Genomic DNA, 26,549 nt, shown 5'->3' on the forward strand with positions numbered 1-26,549 from the left:
TATATAACTAAAAAGAAAGCCTGACAATAATTTGTCAGGCTTTCTTTTTCTATTTTTAATATTCTCACTTATTTCACAATCACTTTGAATCCGGCTGTATGCGCTACAAATTCAGGAGCATACATACACTGCACAGTAGTTATACCATTGCTGTACTCGCCCACCCTGTTTACATACACAGGATATTCAAATACATAAGCACCTTTAGCCAAATGGTCGAAATAGAAATTAGTCGAAGCATCTTTTGTAGACCTGTAATAGTAAGTAGCATTCTGCCACTGAATACCGGACAAAGTCTCAACCGGTTCGAAACACGAAGCTCGCATATCTTTCAATTGAACAAACTCCATATCCCTGTCTACCTTAACGATCAGACGCACTATTACTTTATCTCCTACTTTCAGTGGATTATTATCATTTACTTCTTTCAGAGCTTTACCATTTGCAGTAGACTCCTCAACAAATAATGTTTTAGAGACATTTAACTCACCTGCCTGTTGGTTTATCTTATTCAAGTCCTCGTAATATTGCCAATACATTGCTCCCCAAGCCGGACCATTCCCTGCTTTAGAAATATTAACTTTACCCATACCGGATGATATTTCAGAAGCACCCCATGATTCTTTTATATAATCAGAACCAAGCTGATTATTCTTGCTATCTATTACAGTATTATTTAGCTTTATAACCGATTCGGATGAAGTAGTGAACCAATCGCTACCGGTACTTAATAAGGCATATACAGCGTCAATTGTTGCATGGGTAGATTCCCATAGTTGGGTTTGCTTTTGCTTAAGCAGCCATTGCTTCATCAAATCAAGTTCTGAAGCCTGAGAACCCGATTCTTTGAATGCTTCCATCAAGAATGTATGGACAGTGACAGCCGACTGGTTCATAAATACCTTGCTGTTGTTATTAGCCCAGAACATTCCCATTTCATCGGATATTGTGGCATGTTCGCGAACCGATTTCATGATTTTCTGATTTAGAACCTTATTCCCGTTCCGAATAGCCAAAACTGCTAATAATGAACGTTGATATAAGTTCATATCTGTCCAGCTTTTTTCGGCAACAGAAGTATAAAATCTTTCAGCCTCACGCGTCTGCTGATCTATTGGTATATCACGATAGAATGAGCGTACATACACATATTCTAATTGATTAATTGATATACTCGACAATTTTTTCCAATCCTTGTCATATTTTTTTAAAGTCGTGAAATCATCTAATATTTGCTTATCTATATACTTAATCGCACTCATCTGCATTATTCGTTCTTCCTCACCATACTGTACAGCATTCAAATGCACTAATTGAGAGAATCCATATAATATATATTGGGTCATACTCCTATTGGACTGCATACCCTTATACCAACTCCAGCCTCCATCTTCCATCTGTAATTCTTTCAGTTTAGAAATTGCCTGTTGAGTTTGGTTTGTTGTATTATTCATATCCAAAAGCAACGATAGACGTTCCATCTGTTCAGTCTCGTTCTTTGCATCCAATACCCACGGGGTTTCTTCTAATAATACAGTTTTCAACTCCTCGTTTTTCATCAGGTTCGAGATCATTGACTCTTTGTCTGCACCTTGTCTCTTCCATGCAGTGATCATATTCGCAACCTTAGGATATTGGTGCATTATATAACTTCCCAATGTATTCACATAATAACTGGCAAACCAGTTTACAGCATTCTCATTAGTCGGATTGCTCAATACGGGCAATGTCTGAACAGCATACCATGCCGGATTACCCGTATATTCGAGTGTCAGGCGATAATTAGTAAGGCTGTTCGACTTGTTATTGACAAGCTTATCAAATACAAAATCCTTTGTCTGGCCTCCGTTCAAATACATAGTCATACTCTCTGTGACCAGCATCCTGTTCGATAATACCGGTACTGCATGCTGTTCTCCATCGCTGAAAGACCCGCTCTCTGCAATTATGCGGCATCCAAGCATATCGATATCCTCCGGAACATTAAATGTCCATGTAACCGAACCCGAAGCGTCTTTTTCTAGTGAAAAGTCCTGATATTGATTCGTCAATGGAACATTTTTGATTTGCTCTGTTAATGGATCAAAGAACTCAAGTCGAACCTTACCGCTTATCACTTGCTCCGAAAGATTGGATATCTTCGTAGAGATAGAAGCCTTGTCTCCCTGACGCATAAACCGGGGTATATTAGGTGTCACCATCAATTCTTTACGGGAAACGGCTAAAGCTTCTAATGTTCCACTATTTAAATCCTTGTCATATGCTAATGCCCTGAATTTCCATGACGTGTTAGATTCGGGCACAGTAAATGAAATAATTGTTTCTCCGTTTTCATCGGTCCGTAACTGAGGATAAAAGAAAGCCGTTTCATTAAAATTACTCCGCACCTGAACTGTAGGTTGTACTCCTCCAGCTTGTTGGGGACTACTTTCATCATAAGCCACAACTGCCGACTCAGCCAATACAACGGATCCTGAACCAAGAGTACCATACAATGCATCTGTCACTGCACTATTCTTAGCCATCATCGGAGCAGGAGCCGGTGTAGCTGAACTCATGCCCCGTATCCTTATAGAGCCATTATTCGAGTTATAGAAGTTAAAGCCAAACCAGTCAAGCCTATCGAAAGACAAAGACTTTATAGTCGAACTTTTAGACCTGTCAAAATAAATATAGTTTGCTTCGGGATTAAATGTCGCGTCTCTTTGGAACATGAAGTCTGTATAATATCCTTTATATGTTTCCGAAACAAAGTTCCATACATTAGGGGATGATAACTTATCCAGAGAACTGTCATACATCGATGCCAGTAACTCAGTCAAAGCCGGTTTTCCTTGGTTGTCTTTTACCGAGATACGCCATTCTTCTTTTTGTCCGGGACGTAGTTTATCTCTAAAGACCTCCATTTTAAGTTTCAGGTCTTTAACCGATTCTTCTTTTACCAAATCTACCCGTAAGTTGTAAGGCTTCTCATTTACTATATAAGTAAATGATACTGTTACCCCGTCACCATATTCCGCTTTGTAAGGAATACTGAATTTTTCAACCTTATTGCTAAACTTTATCTGTTTTCTTTCAAATACCTTGTTCTTATTCAGAATTTCATAAAGAACAGTAATATCGGTCGCCGAAATGCCTAAAGCGACTTCTGCATTTTGTCCCGGACCAAATATTCTCTTCCGGGTAACCAGCCATTCATTAGATTCTACCGGAGGGCGGGTATCGTTATAAGAGTATAAAACAAATGTATTATCTCCATTTACTTCCCTGCCTTTATCATCTTTGGCCGAAAAGGTCAACTTATATTTAGCCGAAGGTAAAGTGCGGATCACTTCCATAATATCAGTCGACTCTGATGTAAATTCGCCTTTCTTTATTTCGGCTTTTATACTATCATTTGGCAACAGGCTGTATATCGTATATTTACCTGTTACGGAAACATCCTGTCCATTCAGGTTTGTAGATTTAACAACAATCTTTTCAGTAGATGCCTTATCTAAACTATAAGGTATATTCGCATATAATTGGAGTGAAACATCTCCTACTACAAAAGATGCTACACCTGACTGTGTTTCACCGTTCTGATCGGTAACCGAAGCCTCTATCTGATAATTATATATGAAACCGCCAAATATCCGGTTGCCTGTAGTTTCGGGCTTGGGAACAGTAAAGGTTATTTCGAACGAACCATCTTCTTTTGTTGTAACTGAACTGTTTTCGATAACTTCATTTCCGCTTCCGTACCACCATCTCATATATGGAATCTGGTTAACTGTATACGAAACTTCCGCTCCCTGTAACTTTACCCCTGAAAAGTTCTCGGCATGTCCGACCAAAGTTACTTTATCACCAAAAGCATAAGCTTTTTCTATTTTATCGAAAGTTATTTCAAATGTCGGACGTTTATACTCTTCTACTCTAAAATAGCTGGAATTATTGTCCACTTCGATATAATATTGACCTGTAAGACCTCCCTGTGGTAAAATAAATTCACCGGATATAGAACCAAAGTCATTCGATCTAAGGTTCTTTTCTGCTATAACCTGATTATTTACATTATAAAGAGTAACCTTACTTTGCTTATTCTTATTTACCGAATATTTTTTATCGGCTCCCTGAATAAGGGATATCGCTTTAAAATAGACCGTTTGTCCCGGACGATAAATACTCCTATCTGTGAATATATTTACGATCTGCCCTCCTTCCGGAGTTTCGGCAGAAGCAAATTCGTACGAATAGCTGAAGTTTGTAAATTTATCTTGTACATCGTCTCCTTTACTAACTGTATAGGTATATTGATAAATATTCCCTTTCTGAGGATCGTAAACTTGTGTCAGGTCATAAGTTGCAAATCCTTTTGCATCGGTCTGTACCTGATCCACTACAGTATACTCATTTTTTGCACCAAGTTTTCTTATGTTAATAGTTGCCCCGCTTACAGGTGCACCTGATATACGGTCTACTACATAAAACTCATATTTGTTAGACGACAACCGACGATTGAAATTAGCTAAACGGGAAATACCAAATTCGTACTTTTTGTTATTGCTATTACTATTTGAAACAGGCTTATCGAAAGACAATGCCAACTCATAACTACCAAGACGTGACAGATCGAGCGTTACTTCTTGTTTTTCTTCCGAGTAAGTTGTTTTTGGCGTTAATGCAATAGTTTCAGCTTTTACAGTCTCCTTCGTCTTTTTATCTACAACTTTTATCGTCACTGATTTTAAGTTCCGGTAATAAATAGTTAAAGCCTTATTCTTTGTATCAGGGTGATATATTGCCGCTCCTTCGATTCTTGCATAAGAAGATTCGATATTATTTAATACATCCTTCAAAAGCCCTATTCTATCCGAATTCGCGTATCTGCTTATACCTAGCTGACACCAATCATAGACTTGTTTCAGATTTTCATTCTTTTCTTCCTCTGTTTTAAAGTTTCGCTGCAACTGGTCTGTCAAAGCTTTTATTACATCTATATCGTATTCGTAGGCAGTATTCTTCTTTTCCAAGTCTAGCAAGAAAGGTAAAGCATATTTATCTCCGTATGAACCGACTGTATTCATTAAATAACTATTCCGGTCAATCTCTGTATATACGACAGCTTCATTCATCTTTCTATTGGAGAAAGAACGCAAAGCCTGTGTATAAAAATCAAGTGTCAGCAATTCATCTTCTCCCGAGAAATCAAGTTTGACAAAATCCGATGTAGGCAGTGCCAAATCTGCTATTTTAATATTCTTTCCGGACAAAGCTTTTGTAAAAGAAGTCGATTGATTACCTCTGTAAGAGTTATTTAAACGCTTAGACTGGTCAACTGCCCTCTTTACCAGAAAGTCGAACAATGTAGGATAGACCCGTCGGGAATCTTTGCCTTCGATAAGTATATCCCCATACGAATCAACCTGCACTTTCACCAACTCCACTTCACTTGTCAGCGATGCACGCAGATGTTCAACTGCTTTTTCCTTGAATATATTCTGCGTCCATTCACGCATATCAGCAGGCACATATCCGGAAAGATCAGTACGGCTGTTTATTGTCCATCTGACAACATCGTAGTAATTAAGATAAAGCTCAGCAATCATCGAATGAAGGAGAGCTTTTTCTTCTGCTTTTTTCGAAACATTAATAAGACTGTCTATGTCCGAAAAAATGCGGGTATTATTTTCCCCATCAATAGCGACCTGATATTTATTTATATATATCAGGGCTTTGATTGTCTGAGGAATATTTTGTTCCGAGGTTGCACTTTTCAGTATTTGATTTGCTACACCCAGAGCAGATTTTGGCAAATCGTCTTTTTCAAAACCAGCAATTTCATTCCATCGGGTCTCATATCTGTTCATTTCTTTTCGAGGTTGGTTAGTTTGTGCGAATATTCCTATCGTGAGGAAGATTAACAAGCCTAAAAACAATTGTCTTTTCATAATTTCTCTATTTATACTTTTGCGTAGTAGATACGGATGTTATTAGTATTCCATAAAAAGGATATCCGGATTTAAGATTTTACAACTTTACTTTCCGGATATTAACAATAGACCGACTAATTGATCGGCAAAGGATCCAACAGCCCTATAATAAACATATATCGTATATTCATTCTGCGTTTCAAAATAATTACCTTCAATCAGAGCCGGAGTATATACATCGCCTCTTTTCACCAGATATTGATAATTATATGCGCCTTGTTTCAGTAAAACAGCGGCTATATACTTTTTGTTTTCAATATCATACTTCATCTTATAGCTATTGTCAAAAGTATTGTTTGTAAAGCTTCCATTCAGATAAACAGGTTCAAGTATGGGTTCATCCATCATCAGGTTAAAATAAGTTGTAAAGTAATCAGCCTCTGTATCCGAGTCGCCTCTGGCTTCGGCATTTCTGATCAAAAACCGTCCATTCTGATCCTGATCATATACATAACGTTTCCCCGACCTCTCTTTGTCTGGAGCTATATACGAATTGTAATACGGACGGACAAATTCTGTCGACTCCACATGCAAACCATTGTAGCGGTAACTCACTGTTTCGAAACGGCGATACTCATTACCGGCTTCAAATATCAAATCCCGGTTATGTTCATAGATCAAATTAGTACCTTGTATATAAGTCGGCTTGATTTGGGTACGTTGATTATCGATCCTATTATTTTGACGAACTACTATCTTAAGGTCCGAAAACGGATCTCGTATCTGTAAGTTGTTCGTATTTATTGTAAAAGATACTTGTTGATGCTCTTTATTTACATCTATGTCTGTATTGGATGAAACACTTCCATCTATTTTCACTTTAGAATCGAACAGCGAAAAACAGGCCGTAAGTAAAATTTTCTGCGGCTCATCTTCGTCGTATACTTCTATTGCATAGTTTCCTGATAATTTGATACGCTGACGGTCATTCGGTATCTCCAGATTGTAATTAGTATAATCTATAGTTGTGTTTACAGACTGGGCATAATCTTCTATCGGTAAATCGTTAAAGCCTTCCAAATACTCTATATCTAAAAGTCTCGACTTTTGCCAGTCCGCATCACAACTGATAATCCTGTAGCGCAACGGCCTCAGGGACTCTTGTCCCAGTAAATCGAAGTTAATACGTACATAGTTATCTCCCGACAAATCAATAGCAGGTAAGCTGGCCCAATTTCCCATTGCATTAACCTGAATGGTCTGAGCTTCTTTTACTAAAGATTGCGTTCTGTATGTTTGTGCATTCAATTGTAGTTGAAACAATAGTAATAGAATAAATATATATATCGTTTTCATCATAATATATTCTTCAATTGATACCACTAAGGTACATATTTTATTGTTTTAGAAGCTTTACTGTACAAAAAAGGATACCCCTATACAGCGATATCCTTTTACTATTTTATATATTTCTTTTATGTATTATGAAGACAAAGCTCTTTTCTTCGCCAAGAAATCCTTAATACCTCCAATATGTTCACGTACCTTTTTATCTGAGAATTCAAACACTTTAGTAACTAAACCGTCCAGAAAATCACGGTCGTGTGATACCAGTATCACCGTTCCGTCATAGTCCAGAATTGCATTCTTAAGCACTTCTTTTGTTTTCAAATCCAAATGGTTAGTCGGTTCATCGAGAATAAGCAGGTTCACGGGTTCCAGTAATAATTTGATCATTGCCAAACGTGTACGCTCACCTCCGGAGAGCACCTTTACCTTTTTATCCGAATCATCCCTATTGAACATAAATGCTCCAAGTATATTGCGGATCTGAGTGCGGATATCACCTTCCGCTACCCTGTCAATCGTTTCGAACACTGTTAAATCTTCATCCAGAAGGTCTGCCTGATTTTGGGCAAAATAACCGACAGATACATTATGTCCGAGCATCATTGTTCCCGTATAAGGGGTTTCGCCCATAATACACTTTACGAAAGTCGACTTACCTTCTCCATTTTTTCCGGCCAAGGCAATCTTTTCTCCGCGCTCGATCATCAGATTAGCATTCTCAAATACTAAATAATCATCGTATTTTTTAGTAACCATATCTACCGTAAGCGGATAGTTACCCGAACGGGTCGCAGGCTGAAACTTGATGCGGACCGATGTACGGTCTTCTTCGTCTATCTCAACACGTTCCATTTTTTCGAGCTGTCTTACACGGCTCTGCACAAGGGTTGCTTTCGCCGCCTGTGCCCTGAAACGTTCTATAAATTCTTCAATTTCCTGTATTTGCTTTTGTTGAGCTTCCCATGCATGGATTTGTTGCTGGCGGCGCTCTTCGCGCAATTCTACATATTTCGAATAGTTTACTTTATAATCGTATATCTTACCCAGTGTCAGCTCAATAGTGCGATTGGTAACTGCATCTATAAATGCCCGGTCATGCGAAATAAGTACTACGGCATTAGCCTGAGTGGTTATAAAATCCTCTAACCATCCTATGGATTCAATATCCAAGTGATTGGTAGGCTCATCCAATAGCATCACATCGGGTTTGCGAAGCAAAAGTTTTGCCAGTTCTATACGCATACGCCATCCTCCACTGAATTCACTCGTAGGACGGTCGAAGTCTGTGCGCTTAAAACCCAGTCCCAGTAAAGTCTTTTCGACCTCTCCGTCGAAATTCGTATCTTCGATGTTAGCTAAACGCTCATGTGCATGGGTAAAGTCATCTATCAGTTTTGCATAATCATCAGACTCATAATCCGTACGGGTCTCGAGCTGCCGGTTCATATCCTCAATCTTCTCCTGCAAATCAAATATATGAGAAAAAGCAAGGGAGGCTTCTTCTCTTACTGTCCGTTCATCGGAGACCTTTATCACCTGAGGAAGATACCCTACCGTCATCCCATCAGGCCCGGTAACAGTACCTTTGTAATTTTTATTAACCCCTGCCAGAATTTTCAGCATAGTGCTTTTTCCTGCGCCGTTCTTCCCTACCAAGGCAATCCTGTCTTTGGGATTTATTATGAAGTTTATATTATCAAAGAGGTTCTTCCCTCCGATCTCAACCTTAAGACTCTCAACTATTAACATGAATTTTCTTTTCTTTCTTCTATAAATGAGCTGCAAAGGTAGATATTTTACAGAGAATCACAACTCTCTAATAAATATGATCCACTTAGAGTCTGTTTAAATTTTAGCGAAAATATTTATTATAGGCTCTCAAAGTTTAAATATAGAAGTTACCTTTGCGGCAAAAAAAATAAAATGACCGGAGTATATACTATATTATTGCTTATTGCATCCAATGTTTTTATGACATTTGCCTGGTATGGACACCTTAAGATGAAAGAATTTTCGTGGTTCGCATCGCTTCCTCTTATCGGGGTAATTTTATTTAGCTGGGGAATTGCTTTCTTCGAATACTGTTTTCAGGTTCCGGCCAACCGGATAGGGTTTCAGCAAAACGGAGGACCGTTCTCTCTTATTCAACTAAAAATCATTCAGGAGGTTATTACACTCACCGTTTTTGTGGTATTCAGTTCGTTTGCTTTCGGCGAAGCCGTAAAATGGAATCATATAGTAGCCTTTTGTTTTATGGTAGCTGCCGTATATCTGGTATTTCTGAAATAGAAGTTATATGGGTTGAATAAGTATTATAATGCTCCCATTTTATCTATAAGGAAATGAGTTACAACTTTACCTTTAGCACAAACAGCATTATGAGCTATACAATAGAAACAGCAAATTATTTTTTTATGAAATATTTGTCTCACTTGTCACCTTTCAGTACTATCCACAAGTATACTGCGCAATATATCAGACATATAGCAAGAGTACAAAAGGGTGACAAAGGTGACACAAGTGTCACCTAAATGTCACGTATCTGTCACCTTCGACGCCAATTCTATACTCCAAATAATCCGTATGTTCACAAAAGGCTCTTTTATTATCAGACAGCCATATGATTAAAGATTTTTTTGTATTTTTGTTTCCATTTTCAGTTACTGGCATTCATCTTGGTTTTCAGGAATAATAAATTCATATCTCCTTAAAATACACGAATGCAATAACCCACTGTTTAGTATTCACTTATACTTTTACAAAAAATGAAAGTTCTGAAATTCGGTTCTACAGCCATAGATACCCCGGAAAGGTTAAATATTGTAGCAAATATAGTAAGCGAAAACCGCAAATGTATAGTTATATTATCAGCCATTGCCGGTACAACAGCCTTGCTTGATGAAATTTCGGACTACTTATATAAAAAGAATCCCGAAGGAGCAAATGAAACTATTAATACTCTGGAAAAAGAGTATCTGACTAAGATCGAACAATCATTCCGCTCTTCTGAGATAAAAGCAGAAGCTACATCTTTTCTTAAAGAGAGATTGAATTATATACGATCTTTCACTAAAGACTTATTTACTCTTTTTGAAGAAAAAATAGTATTAGCCCAAGGTGAAATACTGAGTAGCGGGCTCTTTTCGTTGATCCTTAAAGAAAGAAACATCGAAACACAGGAGATATCAGCTCTGGATTTCATTCGCATCGACAAGAAAAACGAACCCGATCTCAATTTTATCAGTGATCAGTTAAACAAGCTGTTAAAAGAGAAATCTTCGGCTGAAGTATATGTTACACAGGGTTATATTTGCACAAATGCTTATGGCGAAGTTGATAATTTTCACTTTGGAGGAAGTGACTATACTGCATCTTTAGTCGGAGCAGCTATACAAGCACAGGAGATTCAGATATGGACAAGCTTTGATGCTTTGTACGGCAATAATTCGCAACTACTGGCTAATACTCAAACTGTACACCAGCTAAATTTTGACGAAGCCGCTGAGTTAGCTTATTTCGGTACCAAGATATTACATCCAATATGTATCTTACCGGCAAAGATGGCAAATATTCCGGTTAAATTGTTGAATATATACCATCCTGAGGCTAAAGGAACACTGATCTCAAACGAAACCGAAGCCGGAAAGATTAAAGCTATTGCAGCAAAAGACGGTATTACCGTTATCAATATAAAGTCGAGCCGTATGCTACTGGCTCACGGTTTTTTAAGAAAGGTGTGCGAAGTGTTCGAAAAGCATCTTACCTCTATAGATATGCTTACCACTTCGGAAGTGGGAGTATCAATAACTATCGACAATCCTAAATTTCTGACAGAAATAACTGATGACCTGAAAAAACTAGGTATCGTAACTGTAGACAAGTCTATGACAATTATCTCGGCTGTAGGTGATCTGGAGTGGAAAAATGCAGGGCTTGAGTCGAAGGTTCTTGATGCTGTAAAAGACATACCTGTAAGAATGATATCATTCGGTGGCAGTAGCTGCAACATCTCATTAATAGTAAAAGAAGAAGACAAAGAAAGGGCATTAAGTTCCCTTAGCAATCATATATTCTAAAAACTCAAAATAAACCCCAATAATGACAAAAGGTACATTTCCTGTAGAAAGCTTCAAAGGTATCGAAACCCCGTTCTATTATTACGATATCGATCTTTTGAAGAAAACTTTAAGTATTGTCAAAGAGTTGACCCACAAATACGGTTATCACCAACATTATGCAGTAAAAGCCAATGCTAACCATAAAATACTTCAGCTGATCGCTGCTGCCGGATTCGGAGCAGACTGTGTTAGCGGAAACGAAGTAAAAGCGGCCATAAGCGCCGGATTCCCTTGTTCTAAGATAGTATTTGCCGGAGTAGGCAAGACCGATAAAGAAATCAATCTGGGAATCGACTATAATATTTTCTGTTTTAATGTAGAATCACTTCCCGAGTTGGAAGTAATCAATGAACTGGCAGAGAAAAAAGGCAAGAAAGTTTCGGTTGCGATCCGTATAAACCCTAATGTAGACGCTCATACACACGAATATATTACTACCGGATTGAATGAGAATAAATTCGGATTCAGTATGTCATCACTCGATAAAGTATTTGATAAAATCAAAACACTACAAAACATCGAACTGATAGGCCTGCATTTCCATATAGGATCTCAAATCACGGAAGTAGAAACATTCGAACCTCTTTGCGAACGTATCAACGAACTTCAAAACCAATGCGAAGCCAAGGGTATACAACTAAAGAATATCAATGTCGGAGGCGGCTTAGGTATCGATTATGATGACCCGAACGCAAATCCGGTTCCTCCATTTGAAGCATACTTTGAGTTATTCCACAAGAACCTCGAACTTAGAAAAGATCAGATGGTTCATTTCGAATTAGGTCGTTCAATTGTTGCTCAGTGCGGAGCGTTGATTTCGCGGGTTACATACGTTAAAGAAGGCGACAGCAAAAAATTCGTTATTCTGGATGCCGGTATGACAGACCTTATTCGTCCAGCTTTATATCAGGCATATCACAAAGTAGAGAATATATCTTCGGATCTGCCCATCGAAAAATACGATGTGGTAGGACCTATCTGTGAATCGTCAGACAGTTTTGTTAAGGATTATGAATTGAACGGCACAAAACGGGGCGATCTGGTAGCACTTCGTTCAGCAGGTGCTTACGGAGAGATTATGGCTTCGCAATATAATTGCAGGGAAATACCTAAAGCCTATTTTTCTGATAAATTATAAAACAACATATCAACTATAATAAAGGAGAAAGTCAAGGTCTAATATCTTGACTTTCTCATATATTTATAAGGAAAGTACACTTTTTTGTCAGATGGAACAGTTTATATCATCTTTCACTTATGATTTGGTAGGAATAATAATATTATTAGTCCTATTGGTCTTATTAGCTATCCAGATATATTTTTATCTGGCATATTACAAAAAGCCGTTGACCTATTACAATAATAATAAGGATAACGGACTCCACCCGAACACACCATCTGTATCGGTAATAATAATAGGAAAAGACGAATCTCAGAATCTCGAAAAATGCCTTCCGGAAATTCTAAATCAGGATTATCCTAATTTTGAAGTAATCGTCGTGAATGAAGGCGCAACCGACGAAACCGAATTTCTTCTCAAAAAGCTAAAGAGAGAATACTCGAACCTATATAGTACTTTTTCGCCAATACCGGACAACGATGAAGATGTCAGGAATAAAGTATTACCTCTCACTATTGGGATCAAAGCAGCACGCAAAGACATCCTACTGTTTACAGAAGCAGACTCTATACCTGTAAACAACCAGTGGATCAGAACGATGGTAGCTCCACTGAACGAAGATAAACAAATAGCGCTGGGCTATAGCCGTTTTAAGAGAAAAGATCAATCATGGGCTAACATTGCTGTTTTCGACAATTTGATATTCTCCTTACAATATCTGTCATCGGCCATCAAACACAGGCCATTTGCCGGAACTTACCGTAATATTGCCTATCGAAAACAATTATTTTTCGATAATAAAGGTTTTTCTGCTTCATTAAACTACAATAATGCCGAGCTTATTTTTGTAAATCAGATAATGGATACAAATAACACTGTTGTTATACTAGACAAAAACGGATATGTATCTACCGAACTGCAAAGCTATAATCAATGGAGAGAAATAAAAACATCGTATTATCGCGGTGAATATCATTTTTCTAAATTCACAGGAAGTTTCTTTTCTACAGAAACAACTACACGATATCTTTTTTATATACTGACTTTAGGAGGAATCGCATATAGCGCAATATCTCTATTGTGGGCGTATTTAGGAGCATCTGTATTATTATTCCTGATCAGATACATTACTCAGGTAATAACTCTGAATAAAATCACCGAGCATTTTGAAACACCTAAATACAGATTGTCGCTACCTATGCTCGAGCTGCTTCAACCATATATCAATTCGGGATTTGTATCGATGGCCAGAAGCAGAAAACGCAAAAGAAAATAAAGACACCAATATATCTAAACTAAAAAAGGACTCATATTTCGAGTCCTTTTTGAGTTTCCAATTTATTCTTTTGGTATGGAAGATTAAACTTCTCGTGCCAATAAAGCCACAACAAAAACATAACTCCATCGTAATATACCCATTTGAATATGCCATCGTGAAAGAAATAATACCAGTCGCGATAGAATTCCCAGTACATTTTAGGAGAACCATCCCATGTTAAACCTTTCATCGATTCGTTCACAGGTATAAACCACTCCGGAAATCCATCCTTAATTACAAATGAAGTTATTACCAACCGGAATATATTAATCGAAGCTAAAATTAACAATGATATGGGTATGAAATACAACTTCTTTTTCCACGGGCCAAAATAACAAACTATTATAAAGGTAAACAACAGCATTTGCTTCACCCCTGTACAACCCCATACAATTTTCATCTTTAACGAATTATCAAAGTATATCAATAATCCATCAATATTATAATTGTGGTATCCGAACAGATCATGTATCAGCCAATAAGTAAAGTCTGCCGTAATCCGGCATATCGGATAAATCGTATCTGTAAAATCACGCCCAAGAATAAGTAACTGGCTTTCGTCAGCTCCTTCGTGTACACATAATTTCCACAAAAATTCAAAAAAGAGAAACAAGGCAAGGAAATATAAAATCCCCTTGAAAGGCTCTATTTTTTTTAATAATTGTCGGATTAGAGATGGCATTTACCAATTATATATGGGTGAATAATAGTATACAAAGATACTAAATTCTGTTGTATTAGAAGATTTTAGAGCAATAAACTATATATACCGAAAACCAGTACAACCTATTATAATCTCAGCGGCACTTACATTTCTAACTTATAGTTAAGATATGCAAATTTTGCAATAAAATCAGTATTGGAGGTAAAAAGGCACTGAAATCTCAACTAAAAAATAATACATTTGCAAACTAAAGATAATCTTTAAAATTCATCATTGAATTTATTTTCATACTAATGCAGAAATATAAAAAACTATTATTTGCGACTAGTCTATGTATTGTCTGTATCGCTCCGATACAGGGACAAAATACAAACTCTCCGTACAGTCGCTATGGATACGGTGTGTTAGAAGGGCAAGCAGTAGGAGCATCCAAAGGGATGGGTGGTATCAGTTATGGTGTACAAGGCTTGAATTCGAACCCCGGTAATCCGGCTTCTTATGCAGGAGTTGATTCCTTGACTTTCCTCTTCGACATAGGCGTTTCCTATAATAAATCCAGATTAAGTGAAGGTAGTTACAAACAAAACGACGACAACGGAGGTCTGGATTATATTGCAATGCAATTTCCATTAGCGAAAAAATTCGGAATGAGTTTAGGTATACTCCCCTACTCGTCTGTCGGATACTCATTCGGGACTGTAGAAAGTACAGGATCCGTTTCAACTAAAAAGGTGTTTGAAGGTTCGGGTAATATCAGCCAACTTTATGGAGGACTGGCATACTCTCCCATTCAAAACTTATCGGTTGGAGCCAATATTTCATACATTTTCGGAAATACGACTTATACAAGATCGCTAACTGTACAAAATGTATCAGACGCCAATCAGGAAAATTCATACCATAAGTTAACAGTAAACATGCTGAAATTTGACTTTGGTATTCAATATGCTCTACCTCTTAACAAAGAAGACCGCCTGATATTAGGAGCAGTTTTCTCTCCTAAGATAAAATCTTCAGGCAAAATAAATGCCATCCATAGTATCGGAAGTTCTTCCGGAACGCTTCTTGAAAGCGACACGGCGTCTTATACCGGTAACCTTGCACCAACGGACCTACCAAATACTTTCGGCTTAGGATTCACTTGGAGCCACAAAAGCAATCTGGTTATTGGAGCGGATGTTACTTACCAGAATTGGGAAAAGGTTCGCTACTCGGAATATATGGAGGATCAGATGGATAGTAAAGAAAGATTCAACAACCGATGGAAATTTAACGGAGGTATTGAATATTGTATAGATCCCAGAGACAGAAGTTTCTTGAAAAGAATGAAATTCAGAGGAGGTCTCAACTATGCCAACTCCTATATGAATGTACAGTCCAGTGACGGTTCTGTTTCAGGCTATAAAGAATATGGTGCAACCGTTGGGTTCGGATTTCCATTATTGGATCCATATACAAGACGCACCTCGTATATCAATCTAAATTTTGAATATACTAATATTTCGCCGGACAAATCAAACCTTATTAAAGAACAATACTTTGGTATATCTGTAGGGCTTTGCCTGAACGATTTATGGTTCATGAAAAACAAATTCAGATAAAACCTGAAACGATTATAGACTTTATCAAATGCTTCTCACCAGACAGAAAAAGCAAAGACAATCTATTATAGCCATTAGGATACTTATTGCAGGTATCCTAATGTTGTATTTCGTAACATCGTGTGGTAATGAAAAGCAAGAACTTGTAGACCAACCTCTTGACCGTGAGACGATGCCTGCGATTCACGATGACAGTGTTACCATGTTTATTTCCGATTCCGGAATAATCAGGTACAAAGTCTTAACCAAGGACTGGCAGATTTTCGATACATCTAAAGACCCACACTGGTATTTTCCTAAAGGATTATATGTTGAAAGATTTGACTCTACATATCAGACTTTAGCTACATTGAAAGCAGACACTGCGTGGAACTTTACACAACGCAGACTGTGGCGGCTGAAAGGTCATGTTTTTATCAGAAATACAAAAGATGAAACTTTTAGTACCGAAGAATTATTCTGGGACGAAAGACTACAGAAAGTTTACTCAGATAAATACATCGAAATAAACAGGCCCGAAAAACTAATGCTGAAAGGTATAGGGTTTGAGTCTAACATGAGTATGACCCAATACCGTATTTTCAAGCCTCACGATACAAATGTCTTTGTTAATGAAACCAGTGAAGCTCAACAAGCACAGGATACTCAATAACCTTTTTGGACATCAGAAAGATATTGATTACCGAAATCTTACATCTATAGATATTTTTGCAGATTTGAGCAAAAATTAAAGCTAAAATGATTATCTTCGCTCGCTAAAATATTGGAGAATAAATAAATAATAATATAATAAATTAATCGTTCATTTTAAATGGCTGTATTACAAAAAATTAGAAACAAGTCCGGACTTTTAGTCGGAGTAATTGCCGTTGGATTATTAGCCTTCGTTTTACCTTGGGGCGAAATAACATCATTAATCCGCACACAGAAAGACAAAGCATTTGTCGTGGATGGAGATATTGTTTCAACAGGAGCTTACCATGAAAGGATCACAAATTTTGAGACATTCCAAAAGATGATCAGCGGACAAACCTCACTCGATGAGAATACTTCCTCACAAATAAGAGAGTTTGTTTACGAGCAAATGGTAAAAGAAATGATGCTCGACAAAGAAGCCGAAAAAATCGGTTTAAGTGTAACTGACGAAGAACTCACCGATATGATTTCGGGAGCTAACCCTTCACCGATGTTACGTCAAATACCTCTGTTCGTAGACCCACAAACAGGTCAGTTCAGTGTACAGGCTCTGAATCAGTTCCTGTCATTGGTTAATACTGATATAAAAAGTGTACCTCTGGAACAACAAGCTCAATTAGAAGGTCTGAAATCTGTATGGGAAACTATCAGAGGCATGATCAAATATCAACGCTTAGAAGAAAAATACAATTCGTTGATCGCTAACGCTGTTATCACTAATGATATCGAAGCTAAAGCAAACAGCGAGGCTACAAAAGCAACTTCTGATATTGCATATGTTATAAACAGATATTCTTCGGTTCCCGATTCAACTGTTTCTGTTACAGATAAAGAAATCGAGAAACTATACAATGAACGTAAGAACAATTTCAAAACACAAGATGAATTAAGAAAAATCTCTTATTTCACTAAACAAATTGTTCCAAGTGATGCAGACTATGCTGCGATAGAAAAAGAAGCGAACACTGCCCGTGAGAAATTAGCAAGTTCAGAAAATCCGGCTCTTGTGGTAGCAGACTATTCGGAAGTTCCTTATCAGGATATTTATTTCTCAGAAAAAAATCTGTCACAAGAGGAAGCCCAGTTTGCTAAAACAGCCTCAAATGGTGATATATATGGTCCGATCCGTGATAATGATGCATATCGCATTTACAAACTGATAGACCGTACCGCTGCTCCTGATTCAGTGAAAATGAGAATGATCATTGTTCCTGAAGGCGCTGATAAACTTGCTGCTGCAGCTAAAGCAGATAGTATCATCAATGTTATCAAACAAGGTAAAGATTTTGCGACAGTTGCAAACGAAATATTCCCTCAATCGAACGGAGGCGAAGTTGGTTGGGTAACAGAGCCACAATTAGCTAGCGCAGGTAAAGAATTTGTTGATGCCGCATTCAAAACTCCAACCGGAGAAATCACAAAATTGAATCTTCAAGGTCAAATACAAATAATCAAAATTGAGGAAAAAACTCAACCTATTACTAAGTACAAATTAGCCCTGATTCAGATACCGGTAACGGTGAGTGATCAAACTCTGGCTGGTTTGGATAATGAAATGAACGAATTTGTAGCTCAAAACGGAAATGCAAGTAATTTTGTAAAAGCGGCTCAGGACAAAGGTTACAATGTTGTACCTAATACAGTAATTAGTGGAGCATATCCTAATATTGCACAAATAAACGGGTCAAGACAAGTTATATCTTGGGCTTTCCATGAAAAGGTTGGCTCTATCAAAAAATTCGACCTGTCTGACTACAAAATCGTAGCAGTAATTAACTCTAAGATAGATGCAGGCTACCTGCCTGTTTCCGAAGTTAAAGATGTATTGAAGTCTGAACTTGTAAGAGATAAGAAAGCAGAGAAGATGATAACTGATCTGAAAGCTAAAAACCTGACAACTCTGGGTGATTATGCCCAATCACTTGGTTCGAAAGTAGATACTGTTAAGTTTGTTACTTTCAACACACCGAATATCATGGGAATAGGCCGTGAATCAGCATTAAATGTTTATGCCGAAGTTGGACAAGTTAATAAGATGGAAGGCCCTGTCAAAGGAGATAACGGAGTTCTAGTTCTTACAGTTTTAAATAAAACAGACCAAAGTAAAGACTTCAATATCGAATCTTTCAAACAAACAGCAAATAGTCAAAACATGTATCGTGTGATGTCTCAGGCTATGCAGGTATTAAAAGAAAAGATGGCTGTAAAAGACAACAGAATAGAATTCTTCTAATTACAGAGAATACTAAAACATACTACAGAAGAGAATATCGAATCCGGTATTCTCTTTTGCTTTTAAGAGGATATTACTTATTTTTGTATAAAGCTTTACACTTTTATCAGAATGAAAAAAAAGGAAAGATACGAACACGTCATTAATTGGTTTGAAACAAATGTCCCTATAGCCGTTACAGAATTACGATATGATAATCACTTCCATCTACTTATTGCGGTTATCCTTTCGGCACAATGTACGGACAAAAGAGTTAATATGATAACCCCGCCACTGTTCGAAGCCTTCCCTACCCCTGAAGTTATGGCAGAAGTGTCCGTAGACGAAATATATGAATATATAAAGAGTGTTTCTTATCCCAACAATAAGGCAAAGAACCTCTTGGGTATGGCTAAAAAGCTAATATCGGATTTTGGAGGTAAAGTTCCGGACACAATGGAAGAACTGGAGTCTATACCCGGTGTCGGGCGAAAAACAGCCAATGTAATGCTCTCCGTAGCTTTCGACAAACCGGCTATGGCAGTTGACACCCATGTGTTCAGGGTATCAAACCGGATAGGACTGACAACTAATTCGAAAACTCCTCTCGAAACAGAACGTGAGCTTGTCAAATATATACCGTCACGCCTATTGTCAATTGCACACCACTGGCTGATACTTCATGGCAGATATGTCTGCACAGCGAGAAGCCCTAAATGCGATGAGTGCGGAATTAGGCAATGGTGCCAATATTATATGAAGATAAACGGGGTAAAATCTATCAAGAAAGATACAACAGCAGATAAGGATTAAACACCGAGTATAGAATCGACCTCGGCCAACCATTCTTTATAATTAAAACGGCTCAGACATTCTTCTTTCTTTGATAGAAAATAAGGTAAAAGAGAAGGGTCATCCATAACCTTTTTCATTCCGGTATACACTCCGTCTGTACTATTCTCGGTTAGTATTCCATATTTACCTTGTCCTACAACATCTTCCGGTCCTCCACATTTGGTTGTAACAACCGGAGTACCTAAAGTTATGGACTCAATAAGGGTCAGGGCAAAACTTTCTCGCGACGAAGGACATAAAAACCAATCTGCCGATTTCATGTAAGGAAATGGATTATCAACACGTCCCAACATTGTAATCCAATTTTCAAGTTTATAATCTACAATCAGTTTTTGAAGATTTTCAAATTCCATTCCGTCTCCTAAAATAGTGACTCTAAACTCATAACCTTCCGCTCTTAGTTTATCTGCTGCGTAAATTACACGATCAACAGTTTTTTCATAAGACAATCGAATTACAATTATAAATTTAAGTCCTGCGAAATCCGATTTTTCAATATATTCTTCGGCCTTCTTTTCAATGCCCGATAAATCCAGTGCATTGTATAACACTCTAAGTTCCCTTTTCTGGACACCGTGGTGATATATATTAATATAACCGTCACGACAAGCTTCCGAAACACAAATTATTTGGTCAAACTTATCAAAAGAACGGTTCATTCTTTGTATCTGAAAACGATTTAACGAATAACCGAACCATTCTTTTAGGGAATGGCTTGTATAATCCCTCGGAAAAGGTTGATTCTGAATCCATAATATCTTAGACAACTTCATCCGGCTAAACATTATCGAATGAAAACAGTCTTTAAAGCAGACCAGTAAATCGTAATCTTTTTCTTCGAAACCGACTAAACGGGTATATAAGCGGGGAAAAAAGACCAGCAGATTCTTATAAAATAACTTTTTAAATCCTTTCAACTCTATTGGAAATAAATATTTCACAGGAACCTTGCCGGATACTCTTTTCAGTAAAACATCTTTTTCTGACGGATTGGGTAACAGCAATGTTACATCACATCCTTTTTCAGCAAGATGATTTAATAGGTTAACCAGCAAGATTTCTGTTCCTCCCATAAAGAAACAGTCATTAAATATGATAATCCGTTTTTGGGACATAATATCTCTTTCCTTTTCTATTTTCTTATACAATAATACTACAAAATAATAAGATAGACAATCAAATGATAATCATCCGGAAGCTTTCAACAATCAAAATATAAATAACTCTTTCGCATCCTTCCTTACTTTGGGAGCTCCGGCTAAACGGTCTTCTTTCTCATCCCTGTAACCCAAAGGAAGTAGTAATGTAGATTTCAGATTCTGACTTTTCATATCTAATATCTGATCTATTGTATCAAAGTCTGCACCCTCGACAGGCGTAGAGTCTATTTTCAGGGAAGCTGCAGCCAGAGTAGCGTATCCCATAGTTATATAAGTTTGACGGGCAGTCCATTCGAATACCTCATCTTCGGGAATATCGAGCAAAGAATTCCATTTCACACGGTATTCTTCCAGTTGTTCACCTGATATATTACGGGTTACCCCTAATCGTTGGATATAGTCATCCATATCTTTTGATGTCAATTTTGAATAAGCTGCAAAAACCAGTAAATGTGAACAGCCATTGATCATTAACTGACGGGGGGCGGCTTCCTTATGAATCTTATCTAATAGCGTCCGGTCTTTTATAACAAATACTTTAAACAACTGCATCCCCATAGAGGTAGGCGCCAAACGTATAGCTTCCAATATCCGGTTTAGGTCTTCATCAGGAACAACTGTTCCGTTCATCCGTTTACAGGCATATCGCCACTGCAAATCTTCATTTAAACTCATAGCTTATATATTCTTTGATTTATATGAAATAAAAAAGGGCTACAAAAATGCAGCCCAACCTTATACTTTTTGCTAATCCGATATTATGCCGGACTAATTGCACTTGTAGGACATACATCCGCACAAGTACCACAGTCTGTACAAGTATCAGGATCAATTACATAGATTTCACCTTCTGCAATTGCATTTACCGGACACTCATCGATGCAAGTTCCACATGCAATACAGTCTTCACTAATAACGTAAGCCATGACTCTTATTTTTATATTAATACTAACTTATATGACGTAACAAAGATAAATTGTTTTTCGCACTATGCAAACATATTTGTGTTAGATAATGCCAATAAATAATTAATTTTGTCAATCAGAGATTGCATTTCGAGGGGTAAAAAACTAAAATACAATTACATAAAAAATTCAGAAAAAGTAAGATAGACAACTTATTTGTCTCAATTACTGAAAGAATCCCAACCTGAACATTGCTCTTTTCTTTTATTTCTTAAAAAGGACAGGGATAACCGCTTTATTGATATTTTATCTTTATTTTTACAGATTCTAAAAACAAAACAGGCTTGAAACATATCAAAATATATATACTGCTTATTCTGACTGTATTATCCTGTACAAGTCATATTCAGGCACAACTGCGTAAACCTAAGAATCAGCCCTTTGCCGATCAGAAAGTATTCCACCTAGGTTTTACTGTGGGAGTCAATGCCCAAGATCTCATACTTTCTCATACGGGGTATGTAAATGAAGACAATTCAGTATGGTTTTCCGAAATTCCTTCTTATTCTCTCGGTTTTAGTGTAGGTATTATTGCCGACAGATATATAAACCAGTATATGAATCTACGATTCGTTCCCTCCCTTCATTTTGGAGAAAAACGGTTTTTATTCAAAGAAGAGAACGGTTTACGGAATGATTTCGAAGCTTCGATCAAAACCAATTACCTGTCATTTCCTATACATATGAGGTTCAGTTCGGAGCGGTTCAATAATATCCGCCCATATGTATTGGCCGGAGGTTATGTGAACACCCAGATCGGAAACTCAAAAGCGCCCGTCATCAAATTAAAGAATGTCGATTATGGTATTGATATCGGCTTAGGATGTAACCTGTATTTTCCTCTTTTCAAACTTAGTCCTGAACTCCGTTTCTCTTTCGGATTAAGAGATTTGATTGTAAAAGACCGTCCTGATATTACAGACAAAGATTTATTGGTATTTACGAATGCATTATCATCCGGAAAGTCCAGAATGATAACATTAACCTTCAATTTCGAATAAATTAAATATAACTTCATATGCACGAAGACGAGAACTGGGATGATCCTTCAATAAAGGAGCTTACGGATATGCAGAAATATGCGTTTGTTACAAAGCGCGCATGGGATAACAATTCGGTTGGATATTGTTACCGGGAAAACACCGAACTTAAAATTGACAGTGGCTGGCGTTTTATTTTTGGAGATGAAGATGATGATTATTTGGATAATCCTGATAATACTATAACAAAAGACCTGTCGGAAATAGCCGAATGGAAACCCGAATTAAAACCGGTTCTCGGTTCCCGCAGAGGATCAGAATTCGAATGGGATGACGAGAAGAAGGCATATATTCCTATTGATTAAATGAGCAAAAGATAAATCCATATTTATATTCCCTTGAAAGCCGGCTAAACTAAGCCGGCTTTTTTTAACAGTAAATCTCAAAATATTTTTCGTTTGTTAATTCTATTTTATATACTTATATTTATACTGTACATACCGGATTAAACAATTACAAACATACTACTGTTATTAACAATGATGCTTATTTTTAAGTAATAGTAAATTATAACATGACTATAAAAAATCACATTCTGTTAATTACTCTTTTCTCTGTTTTATTTTCCGTTACCTCTTGTAATGAGAAGCCTGCTGCAATTGTGCAGGAAGTGCAAGACACGGTAAAAACCATAGTAGAGGATGAGAAACCGAAATCAATAGACCCTGCAAGTATTAAAATAGAAAAAGCATTATTATACGACGAGCATACTTTAGAGGATACATACCCTTATAAAGACACTACAAGAGTTTTCCAATGGGATAAAATACGAAAAGGACTGGCTTTTGTAGATTCGATACACAATGAATCATCGTCATGGGCTGTTTTACAGAACTATAAGAACCTGAATGGAGAAGCACCCCTCGTCAAAAATTACAAACGTAACGCATATACCCGTATAGCAGACTCGCTAGGAGTAGAAAGATACCAGTCTGTTCCGCTATTTTCGATTAACGACTCTACTCAGGCTGAATTTTACGGGCGTGATGGCTGGCTCGTCAGGTATATTAAGGAAGAAGGTACATTTGACAAAATAACGACAATAAGTCTTGCCGGTGAATGGCTGGTACCAAAAAAATATGTAAAACAGTTAAGCGATACTGTCATATTTAATAATGCGATATTCGTGGACGTTACAAATCAGAATATTACAACTCTGGAGAGAACTGATACTGCCTGGCTAGTACGAAGCATGAATCCGGCCACTACAGGACGCCATAATCCCCCTCATATGCAGGAAACACCTACCGGAATATTTATTCTTCAAGAGAAAAAAGCAAAAATGATCTATCTTGTAGACGGGTCATCCGAAGTTGGTGGATTTGCTCCTTATGCCAGCCGATTTACTAATGGAGCATATATACACGGCATTCCCGTTAATGCACCCGGAACCCAAATGATCGAATACAGTGCATCATTAGGTACTACTCCACGCTCACATATGTGTGTAAGAAACGCTACCTCACATGCTAAATTTGTTTATGGATGGGCTCCTACCCTTGCTACTTTAGTTTTTGTGATTGATTAAAGTCCCTGCTTTTTTAATATTCGTTGCTATATAATTAACTTTTTCATTAATAAAAAAGAGCTAACTTTGCACGCAGTCAACATTTTAAGTAAGAAATAACTCCATGCAAAGAATATTTATCTATCTGCTTTTCTTTATCATTCCGATAAGCGGAGCTAATGTAGTCAGTAAAACACCCGATATAAAAGAAAACAATAACAACGTTTCGGAATGTTATCAACTATATTCCGATATGCAATTACAAGACCTGATTGAGTATAAAGCATTTGAAGAAGCTTATACGGGATACAAAAAAATAAAAGATGTAAAGAAAAGTATCATTACGTTGATAGACTTTACAAAACCCTCAACCCAAGACCGTCTCTTCGTTTTAGATCTGTCAACAAAGAAGATTCTTTATTCTTCACTGGTTGCTCACGGTAAAAATAGCGGAGAAAAATACGCCACTTCTTTTTCTAATGAGAACAACTCTCTCCAAAGCTCGCTGGGATTTTATATTACAGAAAATACCTATCAGGGAAAGAACGGATATTCACTAATCCTTAATGGTTTGGAAAAAGGTATCAATGACCATGCAAAACAGAGGGCGATTGTCGTACACGGAGCAGCATATTCCAATCCTTCTGTTATTAAAAGTGGTCGCTTAGGCCGCAGTTTCGGCTGTCCGGCTGTACCGGAAAACCTGTCTCGTCCGATTATCAACACGATCAAAGATGGTAGTTTACTATTCATCTATGCTGATAATGACAATTACAGAAAGAAAAGTACTGTTCTTACAATGTGATATTATTAAATACTTATTGTTACTTAATTCTATCCTTCAATAATAAAACAAAAGGGGCTTGTATTTCCAACAAGCCCCTTTTTCGTTATTTTAATCAAAAAAATTCTATTTACGCTAAGGTAATACTTTTATCTAGATATACATCCTGAATAGCATTAAGAAGTTCAACCCCTTCTTTCATTGGTTTTTGAAAAGCTTTACGACCACAAATCAAACCCATTCCACCTGCGCGTTTATTTATTACGGCTGTAGAAACGGCATCTTTCAAATCCGATGCACCATGAGATTCACCTCCCGAATTGATAAGTCCGACGCGCCCCATATATCCGTTAGCTACCTGATAACGGCAAAGATCGATCGGATGGTCTGTTGTCAACTCAGAATACATTTTAGGATCGGTTTTTCCGAACTTAATAGCAGTAAAACCACCATTATTAGTCGGTAATTTCTGTTTTACTATATCTGCTTTTATTGTTACACCCAAGTGGTTTGCCTGTCCTGTGAGATCGGCTGCCGCTGAATAATCCACACCATCTTTTGTAAATCCCGAGTTACGCAGATAACACCAAAGGATAGTTACCATACCCAACTCATGGGCATACTCAAAAGCTTTGGCTATTTCGACTAATTGCCTGCGGCTCTCTGCCGAACCAAAATAAATAGTTGCACCCACTGCCACAGCACCCATATTCCAGGCTTCTTTTACTGTGCCGAATAAAACCTGATCGTAGGTATTTGGATATGACAATAACTCATTGTGATTCAGTTTCACAACAAACGGTATTTTGTGGGCATACTTACGTGCGACCGAGCTCAATACCCCGAAAGTAGAAGCTACAGCATTACACCCTCCTTCTATTGCCAGCTTTACTATATTCTCTGAATCGAAATAAACAGGATTAGGAGCAAACGAAGATCCTGCTGTATGTTCTATACCCTGATCGACCGGCAAAATAGAGATAAATCCGGTATCGGCCAATCGGCCATGATTCAACAAAGCCCTGTAACTGTTCAGTGTTTGAATATTACGGTCGGAATCGACCCATACATCTTCAATGATAGACGGATTAGGGGCATGAATCAATGATTTATCGATAGTTTTACATGTGTGTCCTAAAAGGTAAGACGCCGAATCTCCTAAAATTTGTTCAATTTTCATAATCAAATATTTATGTTTAAAAGTGTATTCAATCTGTATTTATATAGAACATAAAGCATTTCGA

At 37.4% G+C, this 26,549-nt stretch carries 20 protein-coding genes; 12 read left to right on the forward strand and 8 right to left on the reverse strand.

The window, feature by feature from the left end:
* Nucleotides 1–68: 68 nt before the first annotated feature.
* The 3 genes from BUC12_RS09420 to BUC12_RS09430 form a co-directional block, all read right to left on the reverse strand.
* A complete protein-coding gene (locus BUC12_RS09420) occupies nucleotides 69–5,933 on the reverse strand; it encodes an alpha-2-macroglobulin family protein (RefSeq protein WP_070808623.1) in 5,865 nt (1,954 codons plus the stop codon).
* Between the two features lie 87 nt (nucleotides 5,934–6,020).
* The gene (locus BUC12_RS09425) at nucleotides 6,021–7,274 is read right to left on the reverse strand and encodes a type IX secretion system plug protein (protein ID WP_062183424.1); all 1,254 of its coding nucleotides are present in this window, start codon (nucleotides 7,272–7,274) and stop codon (nucleotides 6,021–6,023) included.
* A gap of 123 nt (nucleotides 7,275–7,397) precedes the next feature.
* Entirely contained in the window at nucleotides 7,398–9,014 is a 1,617-nt protein-coding gene (locus tag BUC12_RS09430; protein ID WP_062183427.1) for an ABC-F family ATP-binding cassette domain-containing protein, read from the reverse strand.
* Nucleotides 9,015–9,188: 174 nt separating this feature from the next.
* On the opposite strand from BUC12_RS09430, the gene BUC12_RS09435 reads away from it, so the two are divergent.
* The 4 genes from BUC12_RS09435 (at nucleotide 9,189) to BUC12_RS09450 (ending at nucleotide 13,779) form a co-directional block, all read left to right on the forward strand.
* The gene (locus BUC12_RS09435) at nucleotides 9,189–9,554 is read left to right on the forward strand and encodes a DMT family protein (protein ID WP_062183430.1); all 366 of its coding nucleotides are present in this window, start codon (nucleotides 9,189–9,191) and stop codon (nucleotides 9,552–9,554) included.
* A 476-nt stretch (nucleotides 9,555–10,030) separates the two neighbouring features.
* Nucleotides 10,031–11,341 (forward strand): aspartate kinase, encoded by a 1,311-nt coding sequence (locus BUC12_RS09440; RefSeq protein ID WP_062183433.1) that lies wholly within the window; start codon nucleotides 10,031–10,033, stop codon nucleotides 11,339–11,341.
* A gap of 22 nt (nucleotides 11,342–11,363) precedes the next feature.
* On the forward strand, nucleotides 11,364–12,521 hold the full coding sequence (gene lysA, locus BUC12_RS09445; RefSeq protein WP_062183437.1) for a diaminopimelate decarboxylase: 1,158 nt from the start codon (nucleotides 11,364–11,366) through the stop codon (nucleotides 12,519–12,521).
* 91 nt (nucleotides 12,522–12,612) lie between these two features.
* Nucleotides 12,613–13,779, forward strand: coding sequence for a glycosyltransferase (locus tag BUC12_RS09450; protein WP_062183440.1), 1,167 nt, complete (start codon nucleotides 12,613–12,615; stop codon nucleotides 13,777–13,779).
* 31 nt (nucleotides 13,780–13,810) lie between these two features.
* Here BUC12_RS09450 and BUC12_RS09455 read toward each other — a convergent pair whose 3' ends face one another.
* Nucleotides 13,811–14,413 (reverse strand): archaeosortase/exosortase family protein, encoded by a 603-nt coding sequence (locus tag BUC12_RS09455; RefSeq protein WP_244893471.1) that lies wholly within the window; start codon nucleotides 14,411–14,413, stop codon nucleotides 13,811–13,813.
* 365 nt (nucleotides 14,414–14,778) lie between these two features.
* On the opposite strand from BUC12_RS09455, the gene BUC12_RS09460 reads away from it, so the two are divergent.
* The 4 genes from BUC12_RS09460 to nth all read left to right on the forward strand — a co-directional run bounded on the left by BUC12_RS09460 (nucleotide 14,779) and on the right by nth (nucleotide 19,807).
* Entirely contained in the window at nucleotides 14,779–16,086 is a 1,308-nt protein-coding gene (locus BUC12_RS09460) for a hypothetical protein (protein ID WP_062183446.1), read from the forward strand.
* A gap of 28 nt (nucleotides 16,087–16,114) precedes the next feature.
* A complete protein-coding gene (gene lptC, locus BUC12_RS09465; protein WP_070808624.1) occupies nucleotides 16,115–16,738 on the forward strand; it encodes an LPS export ABC transporter periplasmic protein LptC in 624 nt (207 codons plus the stop codon).
* 159 nt (nucleotides 16,739–16,897) lie between these two features.
* A complete protein-coding gene (locus tag BUC12_RS09470) occupies nucleotides 16,898–19,015 on the forward strand; it encodes a peptidylprolyl isomerase (protein WP_062183449.1) in 2,118 nt (705 codons plus the stop codon).
* A gap of 111 nt (nucleotides 19,016–19,126) precedes the next feature.
* Complete coding sequence (gene nth, locus BUC12_RS09475) at nucleotides 19,127–19,807, forward strand: endonuclease III (RefSeq protein ID WP_062183451.1); 681 nt, start codon at nucleotides 19,127–19,129, stop codon at nucleotides 19,805–19,807.
* Here nth and BUC12_RS09480 read toward each other — a convergent pair.
* From BUC12_RS09480 to BUC12_RS09490, 3 genes are all read right to left on the reverse strand, one after another.
* Nucleotides 19,804–20,964, reverse strand: coding sequence for a glycosyltransferase (locus BUC12_RS09480; protein WP_062183454.1), 1,161 nt, complete (start codon nucleotides 20,962–20,964; stop codon nucleotides 19,804–19,806). The genes nth and BUC12_RS09480 overlap by 4 nt on opposite strands.
* Nucleotides 20,965–21,057: 93 nt before the next feature.
* Complete coding sequence (locus tag BUC12_RS09485; protein ID WP_062183457.1) at nucleotides 21,058–21,684, reverse strand: nitroreductase family protein; 627 nt, start codon at nucleotides 21,682–21,684, stop codon at nucleotides 21,058–21,060.
* A gap of 83 nt (nucleotides 21,685–21,767) precedes the next feature.
* Nucleotides 21,768–21,935 carry a DUF362 domain-containing protein gene (locus BUC12_RS09490; protein ID WP_062183460.1) on the reverse strand — a complete coding sequence of 56 codons (168 nt, stop codon included), beginning with the start codon at nucleotides 21,933–21,935 and terminating at the stop codon, nucleotides 21,768–21,770.
* Nucleotides 21,936–22,258: 323 nt separating this feature from the next.
* Between BUC12_RS09490 and porT the strand changes: the two genes are divergently transcribed.
* The 4 genes from porT (at nucleotide 22,259) to BUC12_RS09510 (ending at nucleotide 25,326) form a co-directional block, all read left to right on the forward strand.
* Nucleotides 22,259–22,975: a type IX secretion/gliding motility protein PorT/SprT gene (gene porT / locus BUC12_RS09495; protein ID WP_082141940.1), complete on the forward strand. Its 717-nt coding sequence runs from the start codon at nucleotides 22,259–22,261 to the stop codon at nucleotides 22,973–22,975.
* A 17-nt stretch (nucleotides 22,976–22,992) separates the two neighbouring features.
* Nucleotides 22,993–23,319, forward strand: coding sequence for an immunity protein Imm33 domain-containing protein (locus tag BUC12_RS09500; protein ID WP_062183463.1), 327 nt, complete (start codon nucleotides 22,993–22,995; stop codon nucleotides 23,317–23,319).
* 209 nt (nucleotides 23,320–23,528) lie between these two features.
* A complete protein-coding gene (locus BUC12_RS09505) occupies nucleotides 23,529–24,542 on the forward strand; it encodes a L,D-transpeptidase (RefSeq protein ID WP_062183466.1) in 1,014 nt (337 codons plus the stop codon).
* 103 nt (nucleotides 24,543–24,645) lie between these two features.
* Complete coding sequence (locus BUC12_RS09510) at nucleotides 24,646–25,326, forward strand: murein L,D-transpeptidase catalytic domain family protein (RefSeq protein WP_062183469.1); 681 nt, start codon at nucleotides 24,646–24,648, stop codon at nucleotides 25,324–25,326.
* 109 nt (nucleotides 25,327–25,435) lie between these two features.
* Here BUC12_RS09510 and BUC12_RS09515 read toward each other — a convergent pair whose 3' ends face one another.
* Nucleotides 25,436–26,485, reverse strand: a complete 1,050-nt coding sequence (locus BUC12_RS09515) for a class I fructose-bisphosphate aldolase (RefSeq protein WP_062183472.1) — start codon at nucleotides 26,483–26,485, stop codon at nucleotides 25,436–25,438.
* Between the last annotated feature and the right edge of the window lie 64 nt (nucleotides 26,486–26,549).

It is taken from the genome of Indolivaga macrotermitis (assembly GCF_900128985.1).
GTDB lineage: Bacteria > Bacteroidota > Bacteroidia > Bacteroidales > Dysgonomonadaceae > Dysgonomonas_A > Dysgonomonas_A macrotermitis.

Coding starts and splice junctions, on each gene's coding strand:
- BUC12_RS09420 (WP_070808623.1), bottom strand. CDS start 5,933: ATGAAAAGACAATTGTTTTTAGGCTTGTTAATCTTCCTCACGATAGGA.
- BUC12_RS09425 (WP_062183424.1), bottom strand. CDS start 7,274: ATGATGAAAACGATATATATATTTATTCTATTACTATTGTTTCAACTA.
- BUC12_RS09430 (WP_062183427.1), bottom strand. CDS start 9,014: ATGTTAATAGTTGAGAGTCTTAAGGTTGAGATCGGAGGGAAGAACCTC.
- BUC12_RS09435 (WP_062183430.1), top strand. CDS start 9,189: ATGACCGGAGTATATACTATATTATTGCTTATTGCATCCAATGTTTTT.
- BUC12_RS09440 (WP_062183433.1), top strand. CDS start 10,031: ATGAAAGTTCTGAAATTCGGTTCTACAGCCATAGATACCCCGGAAAGG.
- lysA (WP_062183437.1), top strand. CDS start 11,364: ATGACAAAAGGTACATTTCCTGTAGAAAGCTTCAAAGGTATCGAAACC.
- BUC12_RS09450 (WP_062183440.1), top strand. CDS start 12,613: ATGGAACAGTTTATATCATCTTTCACTTATGATTTGGTAGGAATAATA.
- BUC12_RS09460 (WP_062183446.1), top strand. CDS start 14,779: ATGCAGAAATATAAAAAACTATTATTTGCGACTAGTCTATGTATTGTC.
- lptC (WP_070808624.1), top strand. CDS start 16,115: ATGCTTCTCACCAGACAGAAAAAGCAAAGACAATCTATTATAGCCATT.
- BUC12_RS09470 (WP_062183449.1), top strand. CDS start 16,898: ATGGCTGTATTACAAAAAATTAGAAACAAGTCCGGACTTTTAGTCGGA.
- nth (WP_062183451.1), top strand. CDS start 19,127: ATGAAAAAAAAGGAAAGATACGAACACGTCATTAATTGGTTTGAAACA.
- BUC12_RS09480 (WP_062183454.1), bottom strand. CDS start 20,964: ATGTCCCAAAAACGGATTATCATATTTAATGACTGTTTCTTTATGGGA.
- BUC12_RS09485 (WP_062183457.1), bottom strand. CDS start 21,684: ATGAGTTTAAATGAAGATTTGCAGTGGCGATATGCCTGTAAACGGATG.
- BUC12_RS09490 (WP_062183460.1), bottom strand. CDS start 21,935: ATGGCTTACGTTATTAGTGAAGACTGTATTGCATGTGGAACTTGCATC.
- BUC12_RS09500 (WP_062183463.1), top strand. CDS start 22,993: ATGCACGAAGACGAGAACTGGGATGATCCTTCAATAAAGGAGCTTACG.
- BUC12_RS09505 (WP_062183466.1), top strand. CDS start 23,529: ATGACTATAAAAAATCACATTCTGTTAATTACTCTTTTCTCTGTTTTA.
- BUC12_RS09510 (WP_062183469.1), top strand. CDS start 24,646: ATGCAAAGAATATTTATCTATCTGCTTTTCTTTATCATTCCGATAAGC.
- BUC12_RS09515 (WP_062183472.1), bottom strand. CDS start 26,485: ATGAAAATTGAACAAATTTTAGGAGATTCGGCGTCTTACCTTTTAGGA.